Genomic DNA, 21,239 nt, shown 5'->3' with positions numbered 1-21,239 from the left:
CGCCGAGGACGAGCCCCTGGCCGAGGTCGAGGCAGAGAAGGTCGAGGAGACCCTCGAGTCCCCCGCCTCCGGAGTGCTCGCCGAAATCGTCGTCCCCGAAGGCCAGACCGCCGAAGTCCGCGCCGTCCTGGCCTACATCGAGACCGCCTGACCGGCAGCCCAGGGAAGACGGGAGAGCACCATGCCACAGGTCGATCCGCGCCAGACGATCCAGGACGCCGCCGAGGGCGGCTACGCCGTGGGCGCCTTCAACATGCACAACGAGGAGACCACCGAGGCGCTCGTCAGAGCGGCCGAGCGGGCGAAGGCCCCCGTGTTCCTCCAAGTGGGACGGGCCATCGTCCCCCACATGGGCCTGAAGAGGGCCTACGAGATGACAAGACGGGTCGCGGAGGAATCCGAGGCGAACTATGTCATCCACCTCGACCATGGACCGTGGGACGAGGTGTTCGAGGCGATCAAGCTCGGCTTCACCTCCATCATGTACGACGGCGCGCACCTTCCATTCGAGGAGAACATCCGCACCACGCGGAAGGTCGTCGAAGTCGCACACGCCTTCGGCATTCCGGTCGAGGCCGAGCTCGGGAAGATCCCCAACGCCGACGAGCAGGTGGACTGGTCTGCCTACTACACCGACGTGGCCGAGGCCGAACGGTTCGTCGCCGAAACCGGCATCGACTTCCTGGCCATCTCGGTCGGCATCGTCCACGGCGTCCCACTGGCCAAGCCGCAGCCGCTGGACATCCAGCGTGTGAAGGAGATCGAGGCCGCCGTGGGCATCCCGCTGGTCCTCCACGGTGCCTCCGGGGTACCCGACAACGAGATCCTGGCAGCCATGGCCGCCGGAGTCCACAAGTTCAACGCCGACACCGACCTCCGGCTCGCCTTCCGTTCCGGGATCGAGGCCATGTGGGCCCAGGGCGACCGGCAGCTCGAGGACGCCATGACCGAAGGCCGGGAGCGCATGATCGCCGCGACAGTGAAGAAGATGGAGCTCTACGGCTGCGCCGGCAAGGCACTGCCGGCGGGGAAGCGATGACCTCGGCGTCCTCCCGGACGGCCGCCGTCGCCACCCCGCTCAAGGGGATCCGGCGCACCGCCGCCCGCAGGATGGTCACCGCATGGGAGGCCCCCGTCTTCCACCTCGCGGTCGAGGCCGAGATGGGCACAGCACTGAGCGTGAAGGAGCGGATCCCGGGCGCGACGGTCACCGACGCGATCCTGGCCGCATGCGCGCGGGCCCTGACCGATCACCCATCCCTCAACGCCCACTACGGCGACGAGACCGTCACCACGTTTGCCCATGTCAACCTCGGCATGGCGGTGGACACGGGCGCAGGGCTGGTGGTCCCGGTCATCAAGGATGCCGGGGACCTGGACATGGCCGGGATCGCGGCAGCGCGCAGGGACCTCGCCGCGCGGGCCCGAGAGGGCCGGCTGTCCATGGCAGACGTCACCGAGGGAACGTTCACCGTCTCGAACCTGGGGATGATGGGCATCGACTACTTCGACGCGATCCTCAACGTCCCCCAGGTCGCCATCCTGGCCGTCGGAGCCACCCGCCAGGAGCATGTCCGGGACGAGGACGGGACGCTCTGCTGGCGTCCCCGCGCCCGGCTCACCCTCACCTGCGACCACCGGGCCGTGGACGGGGCAACCGGTGCCCGCTTCCTCACCGGCATCAGAGAGCATCTCGAGACGATCTGAACAAAACCGACATCCTGACGCTGGGGAACCGTTGTGCCCAGGGAGCCCTTCACAGCCCCTGGGCACAACGCCGTTCCCGGCCAGAGGGCCGCGCCCGACCGGAGGAGACATCATCCAATCCCCTCGTTGCAGGGCTTGCCCTGCCTAGCAAGGGAGGTGGTGTCAGCGCTCCTGGGGCAGCGGAAGGTCGGCCCGGACTGATTCGGCGGTGGCTTCGTCCCCCAACATGGCGCCGTCCCTGGCCCCCGCCGGCCGGGGTGTGCCTCGTGGGGAATTGAGCAGGATGGCTCCTGGCCCCGAACCGTGTGAACACGGAAGGAAAGCTGTGGACGCGGGAAGGCCCCTTACGGTCCCCGAGGGCAAGGATCCGTAAGGGGCCTGAGGGTGCGGCCGAGAGAGTGGGCTGGATGTCGTCCCGCTGGCGGAATCACCGCAGTCGGCCGACGATGGTGCGCACCAGCGGCCAGACCCGGGCCACAGAGGTGTGGTTCACCGATTCTTTGGGGGAGTGGAGGTCGTGGAGCTCGGTCCCGATCGAGATGATGTCGAGCCCTGGGACCTTCTGGCTGAACATGCCCAGTTCGAGGCTGCACTGGGAGACGTGGACGTCCGGCTCTTCGCCGAGGGCGTCCCTGAAGGCCTCTCTGGCGACTTCGAGGAGCGGCGAGCCGGGGTGGTAAGGGAACTCCGGCGCGTCGAGCCCGTACTGCTCGACCGCGATGCCGCCGCCGGCAAGGGCCGCGAGGGACCGCACCCGGTCCAGGATCTCGTGCTTGCGCGAGGTCACCGCCGCGGTGATCGTCGACATCAGCCTTGCGCCCTCCGGTGTCGTGCGGACGGTACCGAGGTTGTTGGAGCTTTCGACGATTCCGGGCACCCCCAGGCTCCAGCTCAGGACCCCGTTCGGAACCAGAGACGTCAGGCGGGCAAACCGGGTCCCGGCCTGCGCCGAGAAGGCCCTGGGCGGAGTCTCGGCCGAGTCCAGTTCCAGCCGTAGGCCGGGGTCGGAGATGGAGTATTCGCGGCGGAGCGTCTGCTCGAGCTCGGCGACGAGTGCTGCCGCGCCGGCGGCGTCTTCGGGCCGCAGGAGCACCAGGGCCTGCGCGTCTGCAGGGATCGCGTTGTTCTGGGCGCCGCCGTGCGGGGCTGCGATGCGGACGTCGTACCTGGAGTGCAGGGCGTTGAGTGCCCGTGCGAGGACCAGGACGGCGTTGGCGCGTTCGAGGTGGATGTCGAATTCGCAGTGGCCCCCGGCGAGGCCCCGGACCTTGAGGAGCCTGGCCCCGCTGTGCGTGTCCGGGACCGGCTCCCACTCGGCCGGGATGTCGACCGTGAAGGTGACGTCGCCGCTGCAGCCGGCGAGGATCTCCTTCTCGGTGATCCAGTTGAAGTCGATCATCCGCTTGCCGGAGAGCCTGCCCGTGTCGAACTGGGCTGCCCCGACCTTGCCCTTCTCCTCCATGGCGGTCAGGACCGCCTCCAGGGGCGGGTGCGGCAGGTCCCGGGAGTCGAGCAGCGCGAGGATGTACGAGACGCCGATGCCGTTGTCGGCCCCGAGGGAAGTCCCGTCGGCGGTGATGAAGTCGCCTTCGATGCGGAGCTCGATCGGGTCCCGTTCGAAGTCGTGGACCACGCCCTCGTCCTTCTCGCACACCATGTCGAGGTGGCCGTGGAGGATCAGGGGAGGTGCGTCTTCGAGGCCGTGCTGTCCGGGCTTCTTGACCAGGACGCAGTGCATCTCGTCCTGGACGGCCTCCAGGCCCCGGTCGCGTGCGAAGCCGATGACCCAGTCGGCTACTTCCTTCTCGTTGCCCGAGCCGCGGGGGATTCCCGAGAGGCTCTCGAAGAAGGAGAACACCTCTTGGGGCTGGATGGATTTCAGGGTGGACATGGCTGTTCCTTCTCTGGCTGTCTGGGCTGCCCATGCGCGGGCCGCTGCTGCTTCGGGGGTGTACCAGGGGTGTCCGGGTCCCTGTGCGGCGGCTACTTCACCACACCGGCGCGCTTGCGGCCCATGGTCAGGGCCACGGCGACGATGATGACGAGCCCGTAGACGAGGCTCTGTGCCTGCGGATTGATGCCTACCGAGGTTGCGCCGATCGGCACCAGGCCCACCGTGAGGGCTCCGAAGACGATGTTGAGCGGGTTGGTCACCCCGCCCGTGATCGCCGTGCCGCCGAGGATCGCGGCGGTGATGCCGGGAAGCAGCAGGTCGCTGCCGAGGCCGAACGAGGAGGCTGCTCCGGCCTGGGCGATGACCAGGATGCCCGCAAGGCCGGACATGAGCCCGGAGAGGGCGAAGGCTGCCACCTTGAGCCATCTGGTGCGCAGGCCTGAGAACAGCGCCCCGCTCTCGTTCAGGCCGACGGCCGTCACCCCCTGCCCCGCGCGGGTGAAACGGAGGGCGGCCCAGAGCAGGACGGCGCAGACGACCCCGACCCAGAACGCGAGGGGGAGCCCCGCTAAGGCGGTTCCGAACAGGGGCGCGAGCAGGTCGGTGTTGGCGGTCGCGTAGACGGTCGTGGCATGGCTGACCTCGAGCGAGGCGGCCTGCAGGATGCCCAGCGTGCCGAGGGTCAGGGCGAACGAGGGGATCTGGCCGAAGGCGATCAGGAAGCCGTTCGCGGCGCCGATGAGCGTCATCAGGGCCAGCGTGAGCAGGGGCGCCGCGGCCGCGAGCGGTCCGAGCGTCTGGGCGAGGACCATCGCGGAGAAGACGACCAATGCGGCGTTGGAGAGGTCGATGGAGCCGACGTTGAGGACCATCGCCTGCCCGAGGGCGACGAGCAGGATGGGCGCGGCGGTGACGGTGAGGATGCCCAGGCCGCCGCCCGTGAGGAAGGTGGGGGTCAGGACGGCAACGAGCACCAGGAGGGCGACGAAGACTGCCAGCGGGCCGATGGAGCGCCAGATGCCGGCTCGGCGGGGGCGGGTGGGTCCCTTCGGCGTCGGGGGCGCGGCTGAGAGCGGTTCAGGTTGGAGAACGGCGTTGTCGGTCATCTGGTTCACACCATCTTTTCCAGCAGGTCTAGGGATGTGGGGGAGTCGGTGGAGAGGTCGAAGCGGGCGGTGACCTCGCCGTCGCGCATCACCAGCACCTGGTCGCCCATCTCGAGGGCTTCTTCGAGCGTGTCGGGCAGGAGGACGACTGCGGCGCCGCCGCTCTGGGCGGTGCGGATCTGCTCGTTCACCGTCTGGGCAGCTCCTGGGTCGAGGCCGCGCAAGGGGTGGTCGAGGACGAGCACCTTGCTCTCCTTGGCCGAGAGCCACTTGGCCAGGACGACCTTCTGCTGGTTCCCTCCGGAGAAGCTCCCCAGTGGCAGGCGTGGGTCCCGGGGGCGCACGTCGAGGCGCTCGAACCACTCTGCGGCACCCTTGGCCTGTTCCCTGCGCTTCAGGAACGGCCCCCACGCTGCGGGCCCGGGATGGGCGAGGGCGAGGTTCTCGGCGGCGCTGAGCCCCCCGACCATGCCCTCCACCTTCCGCTCCGCCGGGATGTACGCAAGGCCCGAGCGGACGGCCCGGCGGATGGACCAGGACCGGGCGGGCTTCCCTGCGATCTCGATCGTGCCGGAGTCGAACGGCTCGGCGCCGAAAAGGGCGCGGCTGACTGATTCGCGGCCGGAGCCCATGGCTCCGACGATGGCGAGGCAGCTGCCCGGGGAGAGCGAGAAGGAGATGTCTTTGAAGCTCCCCCTGCGCCCCAGACCCCTCACCTCGATGACGGGGGCGGCAGGGTTCTGGGCGGCCTTCTGCCGAGTCCTGGCAGTCGCCTCCTTGCCGACCATGAGCCTGAAGAGGTCGTCTTCCGTCACCTCCTCCCGGCGGCGGTCGGCCACGACCTGGCCGTGGCGCATCACGATGACGCGGTCGCAGATGCGCAGGATCTCGTCGAGCCGGTGGGACACGAACAGGACGGAGCCGATTCGCTTCAGGGCCCGGATCTCGCGCTCGAGGATCTCCGTCTCGCTGCGTTCGAGCACCGAGGTGGGCTCGTCGAGGATTACGAGGGGCGAGGCGTGGACGGCCTCATCGACCCTGAGGGCTCTGGCGATCTCCACCATCTGCCGGTCGACGAAGGACAGGTCGCCCACGGTCGTCCGGGGGTCGACGGACGAGCCGACGCGGGCTAGCACCTGCGCCGCCTCTCTGTTGAGCCGTGACCAGCGGTAGATCCCGTAGCGCGTCGCGGCGTCCTTGGACGAGAGGGCGTTCATGGCGATGTTCTCCGCCACGGAGAGGTTGGTCAGCAGGGACTGCTCCTGGTGGACCACACCGATTCCCGCGGCCACTGCGTCTTGGGGGCGACGGAAGTTCACCCGGCGCCCATGGGCCTCGATCGTGCCTGAGTCCGGCTGGTGGAGGCCTGTGAGGATCTTCAGGAGTGTGGACTTGCCGGCGCCGTTCTCGCCGATCAGGCCCACCACCTCGTTGCGGGGGACCTCGAGGGAGACATTGCGGACGGCCTGGACGGCGCCGAAGGACTTCACGACGTTGGTGAGCCTGAGGGCCGGGGTGTGGAGCCCGGTGGCGGGCGCCAGGGGTGCGTTGGTCATTTGACGATCCTCAATCTGCTCCGATGGGGCCAGGCTGCGGCAAGGACAGCCGCGATCAGGACGGCTCCGGAGACGGCGGACTGGAGGTTGGGGCTGACGCCGCTGAGGATCAGCCCATTGTTCAGCACTGTCAGCATCAGCACCCCGACGGCGGTGCGGAGGATTCCTCCCCTGCCTCCGCCGAGGGAGGTGCCGCCGATGACGACGGCGGCGATCGTGGTGAAGAGGTTCCCGTTCCCCACGGTCGAGGAGCCCTGGCCGAGCTGGAGGCTGGCGAGGATGCCGGCAGCAGCGCTGCAGGCGCCTGCGGCGACGAAGATGTACACCTTGTACCGCCCCACCGGGATCCCGTTGGCGCGCGCGATCTCCTCGTTGTTCCCGATCGCGTAGGCGAAACGGCCCAGACGGGTGAACCGGGTGACGGCAATGCCGGCGAGGACGATGACTGCGGCGAGGAGGAAGGCGTTGGGGAGGCCGATGGTCAGCCGGGTGGGCCAGGACTTCAGGGCCGCGTCCGAGAGGAAGGGGATGCCGGAGTCCCCGTAGAGGAGGGTCGCGATGCCGAGCCCGATGAACCAGGTGCCCAGGGAGACGATGAAGGACGGGACCTTCAGGGCAGTGTGGACCAGCCCGATGAGCAGCCCGAGCCCCATGCCGACCAGCAGGGCCGCGGGAAGGGCCCAGAAGCCGAGGTCTGCCGTGCCACGGCTGTTGGCCGTGAGCAGGACGAAGGTCATCCCCCCGGCCCCCATCACGCCCTCGACGGAGAGGTCGATGGAGCCGGTGAGGATCACGAGGGTGGAACCGACGCCGACGACCAGCGGCAGCGAGGCCAGTTCGAGGATGGTCCGCATGTTCTGCGGGGTGAGGAAGGAAGTCGGGTTCAGCGCCGCGAACACCACGATGAGCGCGATGAGGGCGGCGACCTCGCCGAGGCTCTTGAGCTGGAGGCGCCGGTGGGGGCGGGCCTCCGGCCCCCTGTTCGCGGGCTGGGGCTCGAGCAGCCGGGGCCCGCTGACCTTTTCTGTCATTGCTATCACCTTGGGGTTGCCGGGGTTGGCGCCCCCGCGTCCGAAGAACCGGGCGCGGGGGCCATTGGCTGGGACCAGCGGCCTTGTTGTCAGGGCAGCTTCTCGGGGCCCCCGGCCACCAGCGGGGTGGGCGGGGTGTTCCACGGGCCGTCCTTGATCAGGCTGTCCATCCAGCTGCTGATGTAGTTGGGGTCGTCGTACTTGGTGTAGTCGGAGAGGTTCTGCGGGGTGACGCATTCGAGCTGGAAGAGGCTGTCGCGCTTCTCGTGCGGCAGCTTCGAGGGGTCGATGGCTCCCGTGGCCGCCTGGTACGCGGTGTAGAGGCCTATGGCGGCGGCCATGTAGCCGCGGTGGAAGGTCTCCCCGACGATCGCGTCGTTGCCCATGTGGTCCTGCATGTCCTTGATCTCCGGCGGGTAGAGCCCGTCCGAGGCGAACTTGACGTCGTTGATGCGCCCGGCGTTCTGAACTGCCTGGATGGAGCCGACCGTCATGCCGTCGTCCGCGGACCAGACTCCATTGACCTGGTTGCCGTACTTGGCCAGCAGGCTCTGGGTCACCTGCAGGGCCTGCTGGGGATCCCAGTTCGCCGGCTGCGTGTCGAGGAGGTGGATGTTCGGGTAGGCCTTCAGCGCCTCCTTGAGGCCTGCGACGCGGGTCTGGCTCGTCGTGCTGTCCTGCACGCCGGCCAGCGCCACGATGTTGCCCTTGCCGTTGAGGCTCTTCGCCAGGGCGTTGGCCGTGCACTCGCCGCTCTGGACCCCGGAGTACTTCTGGAAGGCGACGAAGTTGTTCCCGACATTCCAGGGCTCGTAGTCGTCGGGCTTGTTCCACCAGATGCTCACGTAGCCGCCGGCCGCCTTGACCGCGTTGACGATCGTCGGGGCATCCGAGCTCGCGACGGTGTTGACCATGAGGGCAACCTTCTTGCCCTGGGCCAGGATCGCCTGGATCTTCGAGATCTCGGTCTGGGAGCTGCCCTCGGAGTCGACGATCTGCAGCGGGACCCCGAGCTTCTTCGATAGGGCCTGCGCTCCCTGGATCATCGAAGCCATGTAGGGGTTGGTGGTGTTGATGACCGAGGCGACCAGGACGATGTCCTTCTTGTCGATGGGCTGCGAGGCGCTGTTCGCCGTAGACGAGCAGGCGGTCATCGCCAGCAGCCCTGCGGCCACCGCGGCCGCCGCGAAGCGCCGTCGGATAGTGGTCTTGAGGGGCATCAGTGACTCCTTCGTGAAAGAGGCCCTTGGGTATACGGAGAAGATATATATTCATACTCCGCATTTGAATGCTTCGAGTGTGCGCCGCGTCACGTCGGGTGTCAAGGGACGGCCAGGTCCGCGTCACAGAGGCCGGGCGCGCAGAAGGGGAGGAGCCTGCGAGGGCGTGCTCCTCCCCTTCGGACGGGGTCAGCGGAAGCTGCGGAAGAAGGTGCGGACGTCGTCGACGTAGGTTTCGGGGACCTCGAGGGGGGCGAAGTGGCCGCCCTCCTCGTGCACCCGGTACTGCTGGAGGTTGAAGTACTTCTCGGTCCAGCTCCGTGGGGGCTTGTAGATCTCGCCCGGGTAGATGCTGACGGCCGTGGGCACCCCGACCACGGGGAAGCCTTCGTGGCTCGGGCGCCAGGGGTTGCCCCGGCATTCCCAGTAGTAGCGGGAGGATGTCCCTCCGGTGTTGGTGAGGAAGTAGACGGCGGCGGTGGTGACGAGGTCCTCCTTGGGCCAGACCCTCTCGAAGGCCTCGGTTCCGACGCCGCGCTCCTCGAGGCCCCAGAAGTAGCGCTTCTCGGTGATCCATGCCAGCTGCCCGGCGGGCGAGTCGGCGACCAGGGCGGCCAGGGTCTGCGGTTTGGTCAGCTGGATCTCGCCGTACCCGCTCTCCTTCTGCACGAAGAGCCTTCCGCGGTCGAACCAGCCCTTCTCTTCTGCGTCGTCGTATTCGCTCGCGTCGGGCAGGCCCAGGACCGGGTCGAACTTCACCCCAGGGGGGGCGTCAGGGTGGTCGGCGAGGTAGTGGCTCATCTGGGCGGGGAAGTGCGTATAGACGCCGTAGACGTCCTTCTCGTACTTGTGCCCGTGCTGCTGCGCTATCAGCGCACCCCAGTCGCCCCCGGCCGTGGCGTACTTCTCATACCCGAGGACGTCCTTCATGAGGGCGTTCTCGAGGTCGGCCGTGCGCCAGAAGTTCCATCCGGGCTCCTTCAAAGGCGAGGAGAAGCCGTAGCCCGGGAGCGAGATCAGGACGACGTCGAACGAGTCGGCCGGGTCGCCTCCGTAGCTCGCCGGATCCGAGAGGGGGCCGATGACCTTGCGCAGGTCCCAGAAGGTCCACGGCCAGCCGTGGTGGATCAGCAGGGGCATCGGGGCGGGGCCCTTGCCCTTCACGTGGATGAAGTGGAGCGGGACTCCCATCAGGTCGGTCCTGAAGTGCGGCAGCTCGTTCATGCGCCGCTCGACGTCCCTCCAGTCGTATTCTTCGATCCAGTAGTCCACGAGCTGCTTGTGGTATGCGCCGTTGTACCCGTAGCGCCAGTCCTCGTTTGCGAAGTCCTCGGGGAACCGGGTGCGGCGCAGCCGCTCGTTCATGTCCTCGAGGTCGTCGTCGGGAATCGCGATGGTGAACGGGCGGACCTCGCCTTCTCTGTGCGCCGCCATGCCCAGCCTCCTCGGTAGCAGAAAATAAATATCTGGAATTCGGATAACCATTCACAGGATGAAGTGGCCGGGCGGCGTGTGTCAAGAGTCACAGCCGATGGCGCCCGGCAGGCGGCCGTCGCGGTCCCGCCTGAGGGCCGCGCCTCTTCTGGCACCTGGCACCGCGGCTTGAATGACGATATGGGCTCGGGCTCAGCTTCCGGCCAGAGCCGTCGGCGCAGTCGGCCGCTCGGAGCTGGGCTGCCGCTCGGCCAACAGGAACTCCGCGGTGGCGGAGTCTGTGACGAGGGTGTCCACCCAGCCGCCCCGCAGGGCCGCCCGGATGGCTTCGTGCTTCCTCTCGCCCCCTGCCACGGCCCAGCGGTGGCGTGCGTTCCGCAGCTGGTCGAGGGTGATTCCGACAACCAGGTCCTCGAGCCCGGATTCGATCGGGTTCCCGTCGGCGTCGAGGAAGTGCAGGCAGACTTCGCCCACGGCGCCGAGCTCGCGGACGCGCGCGTACTGCTCGTCCGTGAAGAAGTTCTCCCCGGACCCCAGCTGGGGATCCATCTCGGCCGCTGCGATGCCGACAAGGGCGAGGTCGACCGAGTCCAGCATCTCGAGCGCGCGGCGCGCGTAGGGGTCCCTGTCAAGGAGGAGCTCCTTGATCTCGACAGTCGGGACGACTCCCGGAGTGCGCAGGAAGACCGGCTGCCCACTCGTGAGCGAGGCGAACTGCTGGGTCGAGCGCGCCGAGTCATGCTGCAGGTCGGGGGGGCCGAGGTCGCCGAGGGTCTCGACGACGTTCTCGCACTTGGTGCGCAACGGCAGGAGTGCCTCGACCATGAGCCTGAGCGTCCTGCTCCAGGAGGTGAAGGCGATCGTGCGGACCTCGAAGGCCAGATCGTAGAGCAGGTACGCCATCGTGTGGGCGAGGTCCTTGGTCAGCTCGGCCTCGTCGCGGCTGACCGCGTCGACGACGTGGACCTCGCTGAGCCCGTAGCGGGCCTCGATCTGCTCCTCGAGCTCGGCGTGGATGTGCTGCGGCACGGCCACGACCGTGCGGACGATCGACGCCTCCTCTGCCTGGGCCAGGAGCCTGGAGACGCGGGACTGGGAGATCTGCAGCCGCTTGGCGATGTCCGTCTGGCGCATGCCGTGCGTATGGTACAGCCGCGCCACCTTGATCATCAGCCGCTGGGTGTCGACATCGGCCATCTGGATCAGCTCCTTGCACTGCTCGGGCTCCGGCTCGGCGGAGGGTGGTCCTGGGGGGTTATGGGGCAGGCGGGACTGGAGCTGGGCTCGGCGGGTCTTGACAGGAACCCTGCCTCCCCTGAGACTCATAAATGTCCATGCGATGCACAAATATTTATTCTAGAGCATGTTCCCATGGGAGGGAAGCCGCCAATGGAGGAGCCGAGTACACCCTACGACCTCATCGTCATCGGGGCTGGCATCAACGGACTCGGAATCGCCCGGGACGCGGCAGTCCGGGGACTCCGGGCCATCCTGCTGGAACAGGACGACATCTGCAGCGGCGTCTCGGCCTGGTCCGGACGGCTGGTCCATGGGGGCCTGCGCTATCTGGAGCATCGCGACTTCGCCCTGGTGCGCGAGTCGCTGCGCGAACGCGAACGCCTCTTCCGCCTCGCCCCGCACCTGGTCAAGCCGCTGCGGCTCATCATGCCAATGTACTCCCACAGCCGCCGCCCCGCGTGGCTGATCCGGATCGGGATGCTCGTCTACGACGCCCTCTCCTTCGACAAGAAGACCCAGGGCCACGAGGTGCTGAGCGAGGAGGGGACCCTTCGCCGGTTCCCCGGGATCGCCCCCTCGGGACTGCGCGGGTCCGTCGTGTTCACCGACGGGCAGGTCGAGTACGCCGAGAGGCTGTGCACCGAGGTGGCCGTGGCCGCCGCGGGGGCAGGAGCGGTGATCAGGACCAAGGCACGGGTCGAAGAGCCCATCCTCAGCGGCGGACGCGTCGCCGGAGTCCGGTTCCGCGACATGCTCACCGGAGAAGTGCACGATGTCCACGCGCCGGTCGTCCTCAACGTAGCCGGCCCCTGGATCGACCGCGTGTTCCGTCGCGGCGCTCCCCCCCAGCCTCGCCTCAACGGAGGGACGAAGGGCAGCCACCTCGTCGTGGAGCCCTTCCCGGGCGCACCCGCGGACGTCGTCTACTACGAGTCGAAGAAGGACGGCCGGCTCGTCCTCGTGATCCCTTGGATGGGCCGCTACCTCATCGGCACCACAGACCTCCGCTTCGACGAGGACCCAGGGGAGGCCAGGTGCGACGTGGAGGAGATGGAGTACCTGCTGGCCGAAGTCAACGAGCTGATCCCCCAAGCGCACCTGGGGCCAGAGGATGTGCTGTTCACCTACTCGGGCGTCCGTCCCCTGCCCTACGCCCCCGACGTGGAGGAGTGGGAGGTCCCCCGCAGCCACGTCCTCCACGACCACGCCCCCGATCTGCCCGGGCTCGTCACCGTCGTCGGGGGAAAGCTCACGACCTACCGCCAGCTCGCCGAGGACGCCGTCGACGATGTCTTCAGGCGACTGGGCCGGAAGAGCCCCAAGTGCGTCACCTCGAGCCTGCCCCTTCCCGGTGCGGCCGGCGACGCCGAGGGGGCCCGCACCCACCTCCTCGGACGCGGCCTGTCTGCCAAGACGGTCGGGCGCCTCCTCGCCCTGTACGGCAGCCGGGCCCTGGATGTCGTGGCCGAAGCCGACGACGACCCCGCCCTGGCAGAGGTCCTGCACCCGAGGACCGGGGCAATAAGGGCCGAGCTGGTCTTCGCCGTCCGACACGAGTTCGCCAGGACACTCACGGACGTGCTCGCCCGTCGGATGCTGCTGGCCTTCGAACCCGACCACGGCGACCAGATCGCCGAAGCCGCCGCAGAGATCCTGGGCGCCAGGATGGGGTGGGACAGGCAACGGCAGGCATCGGAGGTCGCCGAGTACCGCGAATGGCTCACCCGGCTCGCGGTCCCCGGCCGCGCCGAGGCATCCAGGAGCGATTCCCTCGAAGGCTCGCAGCAATGACCGCCCGCTATGTCATGGCCCTCGACGAAGGGTCCACCAGCGCGCGCGCCGTGCTGGTGGACCCCGACGGGGCCATCGTCTCGGAAGCACGCAACCCTCTCGCCCCGACCTTCCCCAGACCCCGGTGGGTCGAGCTCGATCCCCTCGCACTGTGGAACGCGCAGCGGGCGAGCATGGAGACCGCCATGGCCAAGGCCGGCGCCACCACCGACGACATCGCCGCGATCGGCATCACCACCCACCGCGAGACCTGCCTCGTCTGGGACCGGCGCACCGGGGAGCCCGTCCACCCGGCCCTGATGTGGATGTCCAAGCAGACCGACCAGATCGTCCAGCGGTGGCGCCTCGACGGGCTCGACACCGAATTCAGGGCCAGGACCGGCCTGTTCAACGATTCGTTCTTCACGGCAGCGAAGCTGGCCTGGATCCTCGAGAACGTCCCCGGTGTCAGGGAGCGCTCCGAGCGCGGCGAGCTCGCGGCCGGCACCGTGGACACCTGGCTGCTGTGGCAGCTGACCGGGGGCAGGTCGCATTTCACGGACCACAGCGAGGCATCTCGCACCGCCCTGTTCTCGCTCGAGACCCTGGACTGGGACGAAAAGCTCACCGAGGCCTGCGCGATCCCCCACCGCCTGCTGCCTCCTGCCCTGTCCTCAGACTCCCACTTCGGCGAGCTCCGACCGGCGGACATCGGGCTCCCAGGCAGCGCCAGCGTGCCTGTCATGGCGATCATGGGCGACCAGCAGGCCGGGATGTTCGGGCAGGCCTGCTTCGAGGCCGGATCCGTGAAGAACACCTATGGAACCGCCGGGGTCCTCACCGCCAACAGCGGACCCACGCCCTCCGTCCTCGACGGGCTGACCGCTAGCGTCGGCTGGACTGCGGACGGGGCGACGGCGTACGAGATAGAAGGCGTCGTCTTCCACTGCGGGCAGACGCTCCAGTGGATGCGCGAACGGCTCGGGATCCTCAGGCCCGAAGACGACATCCAGGAGATCGCCCAGCGGGTGCCGGACACGGCCGGGGTCTACGTCATCCCCGCCTTCGCCGGCCTCTGCGCTCCGCACTGGTCGCGCGATGCGAGGGCGAGCATCGTCGGCCTGACCCTTGAAAGCGGTGCCGAGCACATCGTCCGCGCCGGGGTGGAGGCGATGGCCTACCAGACCCGTGACAACATCGACGTCCTCTGCGCGGCAGGATTCCCCGTCCCCGAGCTCAAAGTGGACGGAGGCGCCGCCCGCAGCGACCTCCTGTGCCAGTTCCAGGCGGACATCCTCGGCATTCCCGTCCATCGCCCGGCCGAACTCGAGCGCACGGCCCTGGGCATCGCCCATCTGGCCGGCATGGGCGTCGGCCGCTGGGACCGGGACGACCTGGGCGCAGGGTGGCAGGCCGAGAAGGTTTTCGAGCCAACGATGGCAGAGGACCGCCGAGAGGAACTGTACGGCGGGTGGCGCGAGGCCGTCTCGACCGTGACCGGGAAGCCCGCCGGGGTCCCGGCGGCCAGGGCCAAGGGTCCAGGAGCATGAGCGAGGAGGCATTCGGGAGCGGCCCGGTGGCGCTGGTCCAGGACGGGCGTCCAAGGGCAGGCCGGGCGGACATGGAGCTCGTGCATTCCGGTCTGGCCTCCCTCGCCCGGGGCGCACGTGGCGAGCTCAACGTTGCCAGGCCCGCCCCGACGGCAGCGTTCAGCCGGAGGGACTCCATGCTCGACGGCCACCCGGTTGCCCAGGCGTGGCTGGAATCCAAGGGATTCGCGCCGATCATCCGCCCGGTCGGGGGGCATCTCGCGGTCTACGGCCCCGGAGACCTCGTCATCCACCTGTGGGCACCCCACCCCGAGGCCCGATCCCACATCCGCCACCGCTTCCGGCTCTTCGGGGAAGCCCTCGCCCGGTCCCTGCAGGGCCTCGGAGTCGACGCACAGGTGGGCCCCGTCCCCGGCGAATACTGCACCGGTGAGTTCAGCGTCAACGACTCCGGGCGGACCAAGCTGGCCGGAACCGGCCAGCGGATCACCAAGCACGGCTACCTCTTCAGCGCCGTGGTGATGGTGGAGGACGCAAGCCCGGCCCGCAGCGTGCTGGGCGAGGCCTACGGGATGCTCGGCCTGGACTTCCGGGAAGAGTCCGTGGGATGCGTAGCCGACTCGGCCCCCGGTGCGACCGTCGGGGACCTCCGGGAGGCTGTCGTCGACGAACTGTCCAGAATCCTCCCCCTGGGATCGAACTCCGCCCTCCCGTCCGATTTCCCCGACCGCTACCGAGAGGCCGAGCCCGCAGCAGGCCGGCTCGCCGCTGCTTCAGGAGGACGCAATGCCCCTTGACCCTGCCGTGCGATCCAGCATCGAGTCGATCCGGCGCCGGCCCCGCGCCCAGGTCCTCGTCATCGGCGGCGGGATCAACGGCGTCGGGACCTTCCGCGACCTGGCCCTGCAGGGCGTCGACGTGGTCCTCGCCGAGCGGGGAGACTTCTGCCAAGGGGCCTCCGGGGCGTCCTCGCACATGATCCACGGCGGCATCCGCTACCTGGAGAACGGCGAGTTCCGCCTCGTCCGGGAATCCGTCGTCGAGCGCAACCGCCTCCTGCGGATCGCACCGCACTACGTCAAGCCGCTGCAGACCACCATCCCGCTGTTCAGCATGTTCTCCGGGATCCTGAACGCCCCCCGCCGCTTCCTCACACACCGCTCCGGCAAACCCCGATCCAGGGGAGCGCTGCTGGTCAAGGCGGGCCTGTCCCTCTACGACGCGTTCTCCCGTGAAGGCGGCTCCGTCCCACGGCACCGCTTCCTCTCCCGGAGGAAGGCCCTGGCCGAACTCCCGCGCCTCCGGCCGGACCTGAAGTGCACCGCCACGTACTTCGACGCCTCGGTGCACAATCCCGAGCGGCTCACCCTCGACGTCCTGCAGGAGGGGCTGAAAGCCGGAGGAGAGAAGGCGAGGGCCGCCAACTACCTCGCCGCAGTCGGGACGGACGACAGCGGAGCAGTGCAGCTGCACGACGAGCTCACCGGCGAGGAGTTCACCCTGTACGCAGACGTCGTCGTCAACGCCACGGGGGCGTGGACCGACCGGACCAACGAGGCCCTGGGGTCGCCCACCCGCTTCATGGGCGGGACCAAGGGATCCCACATCGTTCTCGACTCCCCGGAGCTGCTCGCCGCGGCCGGGGGGCGGGAGATCTTCTTCGAGCACAGCGACGGGCGTATCGTGCTGATCTACCCGATCGGGGACCGCGTCCTGGTCGGCACCACGGACATCTTCGCCGGAGATGACCTGGCCCCCGTGTGCACCGAGGACGAGATCCAGTACTTCTTCGACCTGACCCGCCATGTCTTCCCCGACGTCGATGTCCGGCGGGAGCAGATCGTCTACACCTTCTCCGGAGTCCGGCCGCTCCCGCGCCACGACGATGCCGCACCCGGCTTCGTCTCCCGGGACTACCGCATCGAACGCCACGCCCCAGCAGGAGGCCCGGTACGGCTGAGCCTTGTCGGAGGCAAGTGGACCACGTTCCGGGCGCTCTCCGAGCACCTCGCGGACGAGGTACTGCACGAGCTGGGCCTGGAGCGGCGCACGAGCACCGCAGAACTCCCCATAGGCGGCGGCACAGACTACCCTGCTGACCCGGCCGCTCGGCGCCGTTGGATCGCCTCCCATCTCGCCCCCGGCATCGCCCCAGAGCGCGCCGAGGTACTGCTCGAGCGCTACGGCACCCGCGCGGCCGAGGTCGCCGCTTACCTCGCCTCCGGCGACGACCGCCCGCTGGCCAGCACTGACGAGCTCAGCACCCGCGAACTGGCCTACATGGCCGAGCACGAGCACGTCGGACACGCGATCGACGTACTCATCCGCCGCACCTCCCTGGCCTTCCGCGGCCTCGTGACCGCCCGTCTCGTCTCGGAGATCGCCGAGAACCTGGCGCCCCATCTCGGCTGGGACGCCCAACGGATCCGGCAGGAGACCGAAGACGCCATCACCACCCTGACGCTGGCACATCGCGTCCAAGTCAGGGCTGAAGGAGCACTCCTGTGACGCTCGCACCCGAGGGGCGCCGGCTGCTGCGCATCGAGCAGCGCAACGCCGAGACGCCCGTGGAGCGCAAGCCCGAGTGGATCAAGGCCAAGGTCCACATGGGCCCGGAGTTCATCCAGCTCAAGAACCAGGTGAAGAAGGAAGGCCTCCACACGGTGTGCGAGGAGGCCGGCTGCCCCAACATCTTCGAATGCTGGGAGGACAAGGAGGCCACCTTCCTCATCGGCGGCTCCGAGTGCACGCGGCGGTGCGACTTCTGCCAGATCGACACCGGCAAGCCCTCCCCCCTGGACCGCTTCGAGCCCACCAAGGTCGCCCGCTCCGTCCTGTCCATGGGCCTGCGCTACGCGACCGTCACCGGCGTCGCACGCGACGACCTCGAGGACGAGGGCACCTGGCTCTACGCGGAGACCATCCGCAAGATCCACGAGCTCAACCCCGGCACGGGCGTGGAGATCCTCATCCCGGACTTCTCCGGCAAGCCGGAGCACATCGCCGCGATCTGCGAGGCCCAGCCCGAGGTCTTCGCGCACAACGTCGAGACAGTGCCGAGGATCTTCAAGCGCATCCGCCCGGCGTTCCGGTACGAGCGCTCCCTCGACGTCATCACCCAGGGCAGGAACCGGGGCATGGTCACGAAGTCCAACCTCATCCTCGGGATGGGCGAGACCCGCGAGGAGGTCTCGCAGGCCATGCGCGACCTCTACGAGGCCGGCTGCGACCTGCTCACCATCACCCAGTACCTGCGCCCCTCCGAGCGGCACCACCCCGTGGACCGCTGGGTCAAGCCGCAGGAGTTCCTCGAGCTCTCCCAGGAGGCCGAGGAGATCGGGTTCCTCGGCGTCATGAGCGGGCCCCTCGTTCGCTCCTCGTACCGCGCCGGTCGCCTCTGGGCGACCGCCATGCGCAAGAAGGGCCGCGAGATCCCGCCCCAGCTCGCCCACATCGAATCCTCAGGCACCACCCGGCAAGAGGCCGCGAGCCTCCTCGCCGCCGAGACGTAGACCGCGTTCCGGGCAGCAACCGGACTCCAACCACACCCCAGGAGGCAAATATGGCCACCGCTCTCGACAAGTATGCGGAGATGGAACCCCACTGGGACTACCCAGTGGTCATCGAATCCCACATCAACGGCATCCGAACGAAGGAGATGAACCCGAACACGCCGACCACCTACAACGAGATCGCCGAGGACGCGATCCGCTGCTGGGAAGCAGGAGCCGGCGCCATCCACGCCCACAACACCAGCTTCGACCTCCTCGGCGAGAACGCCTACAAGGACTACATGCGCACCTGGGACACGGTGCTGCAGAAGCACCCCGACATCACCTGGTACCCGACCACCTGCAACAACCTCCGCCTCCTGCCCCACGAACATGGGCTCGAGCACGTCCCCCTCCTCGCCGAAGGGGCGAACGTCCGGATCGCCTGCGTCGACACGGGCCTGACCCTCTTCGCCACCGACGTCGACGAGGACGGCTACCTCTCGGGCCCCGAATTCGGCTTCAACTACCGCCGGATCGCCAGTCAGGTGAAGATGTGCCGCGAACGCTCCGTCCCCATGGTCTTCGGCGTCTACGAGCCCGGGCACCTGCGCCACGCCATGCACTACGTGAACAGGGGACTCTCAACGCCAGGCTCGATGTGGGACTTCTACCTCATCGGCGACTACGGCCTCACCGCTCTCGAGCCCATCGCCACGAACGGCATGAAGCCTAGCCTCGAGAGCCTCTACTACTACCTCTGGATGATCGAGGAAGCCCAAGTCAAGCACCCCTGGTACATCTCCGTCTGGGGACAGGGCGCCCTCGACGACACCAGCCTCCTCCGCCGGGCCATCGAACTGGGCGGCCACGTCAAGACAGGACTCGAACTCTTCTACGACCCCGCTAGGAACCCCACCAATCTCGAACTCCTCCAACAGGCGCAGGAGATCGCCCGAGAAGTCGGCCGACCCATCGCGACCCACGAAGAAGCAAAGGCTCTATACAACATCGTCTGACCGACCAGTCGCCTTACCGCTCAGCAACCTTGGCCAGCCGGGTTCGTCCGCTCCACGGGACGCTCTACAGCCTCTCAAAGGGAAGAAGACGAATCCTTTCGGCTCTCAGGCCCTCTTTCAGCGGCTGATCCCCTGGTCGCGGCCGCCCCTGCCGGGCAGCTTCCTGGTGCCCGGTGCCCTCTCCGGCGTGCTCCCTGCCGCGGTGCCCGGCCTGGTCGGGAACGACTGGCGCAGGAGGCGCTGGACCTTCTCCTGCTCGCTCTCGACGGCGGGGGCTGCCTCGAACCGGCCTGCCTGGTGCTGGTCCTTGAGCGTCTTCAGGTCCCCGCGCACGGCGGCGAGCTTCTCCACGGCAGCGGCCCTGATCCGCTCGGCGTCCCGGAGCCGGCCCGCCGCCGTGTGCATGTCGAAGACGGCGCGCATGGTGTTGCGCAGCTGGGCGAGCAGGAGAGCGTGGCCTGCTGCTGTGGAGGGCCCCACTGCGGTCTGCATCAGCAGCATGCCCGCGCCTTTCGCGCTGGGCATCGGTGCGTGCTCGGTCCGCGGTGGGAAGCCGCGCAGCTGGGCCGTGCGGGAGAGGGCTTTGGCTGTCTCGGCGAGCGGTCCGGGAACAGGTTCGGTGCGCAGGCTCCAGGCCGCGAACGCACCGGAGGTCTCGCGCGCGAACTGCGCCCACAGCGCGTCATCGTTGAGCGGGATCGCCTTCATCCGCTCGAACAGTTCCCCGACCTCTGCAGTGGCCTTCTCCCATTCGGCTGCGGTGGGCACTCGGGCCTCGCGGCCCTGGGTGGTCGGGCGCTTCCCGTTGGCGGCTGCCTGCCATTCGGCCCTCGCAGCCGCGATGCTTTCCCCAGTGCTGGTCCAGCCCTTGCGCAGCTGCGGGAGGGCCAGGTCGCGGGCGATCCTTCCCCCGCCGAACCACACGGGCCTCTCTGCCTTGTTGTGGGGGCGGAGCGCGACGGAGTAGCCGGTCACCGTGGCGGTGTCTGCGTGGGCGAAGCGGGGGCGGACGAGGATGCCGGTGCGGCGCAGGCGGCGGACGAACTCGGCCTCGTCCATGCTCGCAGTGGACGCGGCACGGAGCGCGCGTTGGAGGCGGTCGCGGTCCAGCTCGGGGGCGCCCTTGGCGTTGGCGCGTTCGCGCTCCTTGGGGTGGTAGCCGCGCTCGGAATGGACACCCCGGACGACGCGCAGCCCGTGCTCGGCTTCGAGCTCGGCGCAGGCGGCCTGGGCGCGTCTGAAGTCGTTGTGCTGGCTCCACCGGGTGCCGTCCTCGCGCACCATCGAGACCGCGAGGTGGATGTGGTCGTTGCCGGCTTTGCTGGGTCCGTGGTGGATCGCGATCCACCGGCACGGCGGCTTCCCGTCGGCCCCGGTGAAGCCCATCCTCTCCGCGAAGCCGTGGGCGATCTTCCCCCATGCCTCGTCGTCGAGCTGGCCCTCGTCGGCGGGCAGGCTCAGCGAGATGTGGAGGACGTGCTTGGCGCCGGGCTTGCCGGCGCCGAAGACGGCCTTGGGGATGTCCATCTCGCGTCCCAGCTTCAGGGCCGACTCTGCATCGAGCGGCTGCCCGGCCTCGGCGCCGACGATGATGTCGGAGGCGGCGACCAGGCGTTGGTCCCTGTGCTCGTTCGCGCGGCCCGGGCCCACGAGGTAGTTGATGAGTCCGACCATCCGCTCGCCCTTGGTGACGTTCGGCATCACGGGCGCATCACCTGCATCACGGCCTCGTCGATCCGGGCCATGAGCCGGCGCGCCGCCGCCACTGCCGCAGCGGCGTCCTCGGGGAATTCACCGGTCGCGTTGGCGTGGCGGGCGATCTGGTTGACGTTGTTCGACACCGCACCCAGAAGAGTGCGGATTCCCAGCAGCTCCGCCGCCAGATTCCGCCGGTCGTGGGCGGTCTCTCCCGCCTCGGCGAAGGCTCCTTCGAACAGCAGCCGCGGGACGCTCACGTTCGCCTGAGAGGCGCGCACGATCAGTGCGGCCTTCTCGGCCTCGGTGACGTAGACATCGATCCTCTTCGACCGCCCACCCGGGGTGTTGTCGCGGCGCGACTTGCCCAAACGATGAACCGTCTTCGACTCGGCCACGACCACTCCCTCCCCTGTCAGCGCAGCGACCCCGAATGTCGGGGACCCAGACGCCAGTCTGGCAAAGGAGCCAGCGCAAGCGCGCGACGACACGCCATTTACCCCCGGGTAAATGTATAGCTTGCTCCT

Annotated in this window: 18 protein-coding genes; 9 read left to right on the top strand and 9 right to left on the bottom strand. The window is 68.6% G+C overall.

The window, feature by feature from the left end; genetic code table 11:
• The first annotated feature begins 16 nt into the window (after positions 1–16).
• The 3 genes from L0M17_RS23035 to L0M17_RS22060 are packed head-to-tail and all read left to right on the top strand — an operon-like array spanning position 17 to position 1,707.
• Entirely contained in the window at positions 17–151 is a 135-nt protein-coding gene (locus L0M17_RS23035) for a biotin/lipoyl-containing protein (protein WP_372498085.1), read from the top strand.
• Between the two features lie 30 nt (positions 152–181).
• Positions 182–1,039, top strand: coding sequence for a class II fructose-bisphosphate aldolase (locus L0M17_RS22065; protein ID WP_241056797.1), 858 nt, complete (start codon positions 182–184; stop codon positions 1,037–1,039).
• Positions 1,036–1,707, top strand: coding sequence for a 2-oxo acid dehydrogenase subunit E2 (locus L0M17_RS22060; RefSeq protein ID WP_241056796.1), 672 nt, complete (start codon positions 1,036–1,038; stop codon positions 1,705–1,707). Before L0M17_RS22065 ends, L0M17_RS22060 begins: the two co-directional genes overlap by 4 nt.
• A gap of 427 nt (positions 1,708–2,134) precedes the next feature.
• Here L0M17_RS22060 and pepD read toward each other — a convergent pair whose 3' ends face one another.
• The 7 genes from pepD to L0M17_RS22025 form a co-directional block, all read right to left on the bottom strand.
• Positions 2,135–3,598 (bottom strand): beta-Ala-His dipeptidase, encoded by a 1,464-nt coding sequence (gene pepD / locus L0M17_RS22055; protein ID WP_241056795.1) that lies wholly within the window; start codon positions 3,596–3,598, stop codon positions 2,135–2,137.
• Positions 3,599–3,690: 92 nt separating this feature from the next.
• Positions 3,691–4,707, bottom strand: coding sequence for an ABC transporter permease (locus L0M17_RS22050; RefSeq protein ID WP_241056800.1), 1,017 nt, complete (start codon positions 4,705–4,707; stop codon positions 3,691–3,693).
• 5 nt (positions 4,708–4,712) lie between these two features.
• Complete coding sequence (locus L0M17_RS22045; RefSeq protein ID WP_241056794.1) at positions 4,713–6,263, bottom strand: sugar ABC transporter ATP-binding protein; 1,551 nt, start codon at positions 6,261–6,263, stop codon at positions 4,713–4,715.
• Positions 6,260–7,294: an ABC transporter permease gene (locus L0M17_RS22040; RefSeq protein WP_241056793.1), complete on the bottom strand. Its 1,035-nt coding sequence runs from the start codon at positions 7,292–7,294 to the stop codon at positions 6,260–6,262. The genes L0M17_RS22045 and L0M17_RS22040 overlap by 4 nt, the downstream gene beginning before the upstream one ends.
• 89 nt (positions 7,295–7,383) lie before the next feature.
• Positions 7,384–8,514 (bottom strand): sugar ABC transporter substrate-binding protein, encoded by a 1,131-nt coding sequence (locus tag L0M17_RS22035; RefSeq protein ID WP_241056792.1) that lies wholly within the window; start codon positions 8,512–8,514, stop codon positions 7,384–7,386.
• A gap of 189 nt (positions 8,515–8,703) precedes the next feature.
• A complete protein-coding gene (locus tag L0M17_RS22030) occupies positions 8,704–9,948 on the bottom strand; it encodes an epoxide hydrolase family protein (protein ID WP_241056790.1) in 1,245 nt (414 codons plus the stop codon).
• Positions 9,949–10,140: 192 nt separating this feature from the next.
• Positions 10,141–11,145: a sugar-binding transcriptional regulator gene (locus L0M17_RS22025; RefSeq protein ID WP_241056789.1), complete on the bottom strand. Its 1,005-nt coding sequence runs from the start codon at positions 11,143–11,145 to the stop codon at positions 10,141–10,143.
• A gap of 192 nt (positions 11,146–11,337) precedes the next feature.
• Between L0M17_RS22025 and glpD the strand changes: the two genes are divergently transcribed.
• From glpD to L0M17_RS21995, 6 genes are read left to right on the top strand one after another with little or no spacing between them, the layout of a single operon-like run.
• Positions 11,338–12,978: a glycerol-3-phosphate dehydrogenase gene (gene glpD / locus L0M17_RS22020; RefSeq protein WP_241056788.1), complete on the top strand. Its 1,641-nt coding sequence runs from the start codon at positions 11,338–11,340 to the stop codon at positions 12,976–12,978.
• A complete protein-coding gene (locus L0M17_RS22015) occupies positions 12,975–14,507 on the top strand; it encodes an FGGY family carbohydrate kinase (protein WP_241056786.1) in 1,533 nt (510 codons plus the stop codon). Before glpD ends, L0M17_RS22015 begins: the two co-directional genes overlap by 4 nt.
• Positions 14,504–15,304 (top strand): lipoyl protein ligase domain-containing protein, encoded by an 801-nt coding sequence (locus L0M17_RS22010; protein WP_241056784.1) that lies wholly within the window; start codon positions 14,504–14,506, stop codon positions 15,302–15,304. The genes L0M17_RS22015 and L0M17_RS22010 overlap by 4 nt, the downstream gene beginning before the upstream one ends.
• Positions 15,294–17,015, top strand: a complete 1,722-nt coding sequence (locus L0M17_RS22005) for a glycerol-3-phosphate dehydrogenase/oxidase (protein WP_241056783.1) — start codon at positions 15,294–15,296, stop codon at positions 17,013–17,015. Before L0M17_RS22010 ends, L0M17_RS22005 begins: the two co-directional genes overlap by 11 nt.
• Positions 17,012–18,019: a lipoyl synthase gene (gene lipA, locus L0M17_RS22000; protein ID WP_241056782.1), complete on the top strand. Its 1,008-nt coding sequence runs from the start codon at positions 17,012–17,014 to the stop codon at positions 18,017–18,019. The genes L0M17_RS22005 and lipA overlap by 4 nt, the downstream gene beginning before the upstream one ends.
• 50 nt (positions 18,020–18,069) lie before the next feature.
• Entirely contained in the window at positions 18,070–19,017 is a 948-nt protein-coding gene (locus L0M17_RS21995; protein ID WP_241056781.1) for a beta-keto acid cleavage family enzyme, read from the top strand.
• A 117-nt stretch (positions 19,018–19,134) separates the two neighbouring features.
• Here the strand turns inward: L0M17_RS21995 and L0M17_RS21990 are convergent, their stop codons facing one another.
• Both L0M17_RS21990 and mobC read right to left on the bottom strand, forming a co-directional pair.
• Positions 19,135–20,718 (bottom strand): relaxase/mobilization nuclease domain-containing protein, encoded by a 1,584-nt coding sequence (locus L0M17_RS21990; RefSeq protein ID WP_241056799.1) that lies wholly within the window; start codon positions 20,716–20,718, stop codon positions 19,135–19,137.
• Entirely contained in the window at positions 20,718–21,110 is a 393-nt protein-coding gene (gene mobC, locus L0M17_RS21985) for a plasmid mobilization relaxosome protein MobC (RefSeq protein WP_241056780.1), read from the bottom strand. The genes L0M17_RS21990 and mobC overlap by 1 nt, the downstream gene beginning before the upstream one ends.
• Positions 21,111–21,239: the final 129 nt, after the last annotated feature.

The organism is Sinomonas terrae, from assembly GCF_022539255.1.
In the GTDB taxonomy this organism is placed as follows: domain Bacteria; phylum Actinomycetota; class Actinomycetes; order Actinomycetales; family Micrococcaceae; genus Sinomonas; species Sinomonas terrae.
This window is presented reverse-complemented; position numbering and strand designations above follow the sequence as displayed.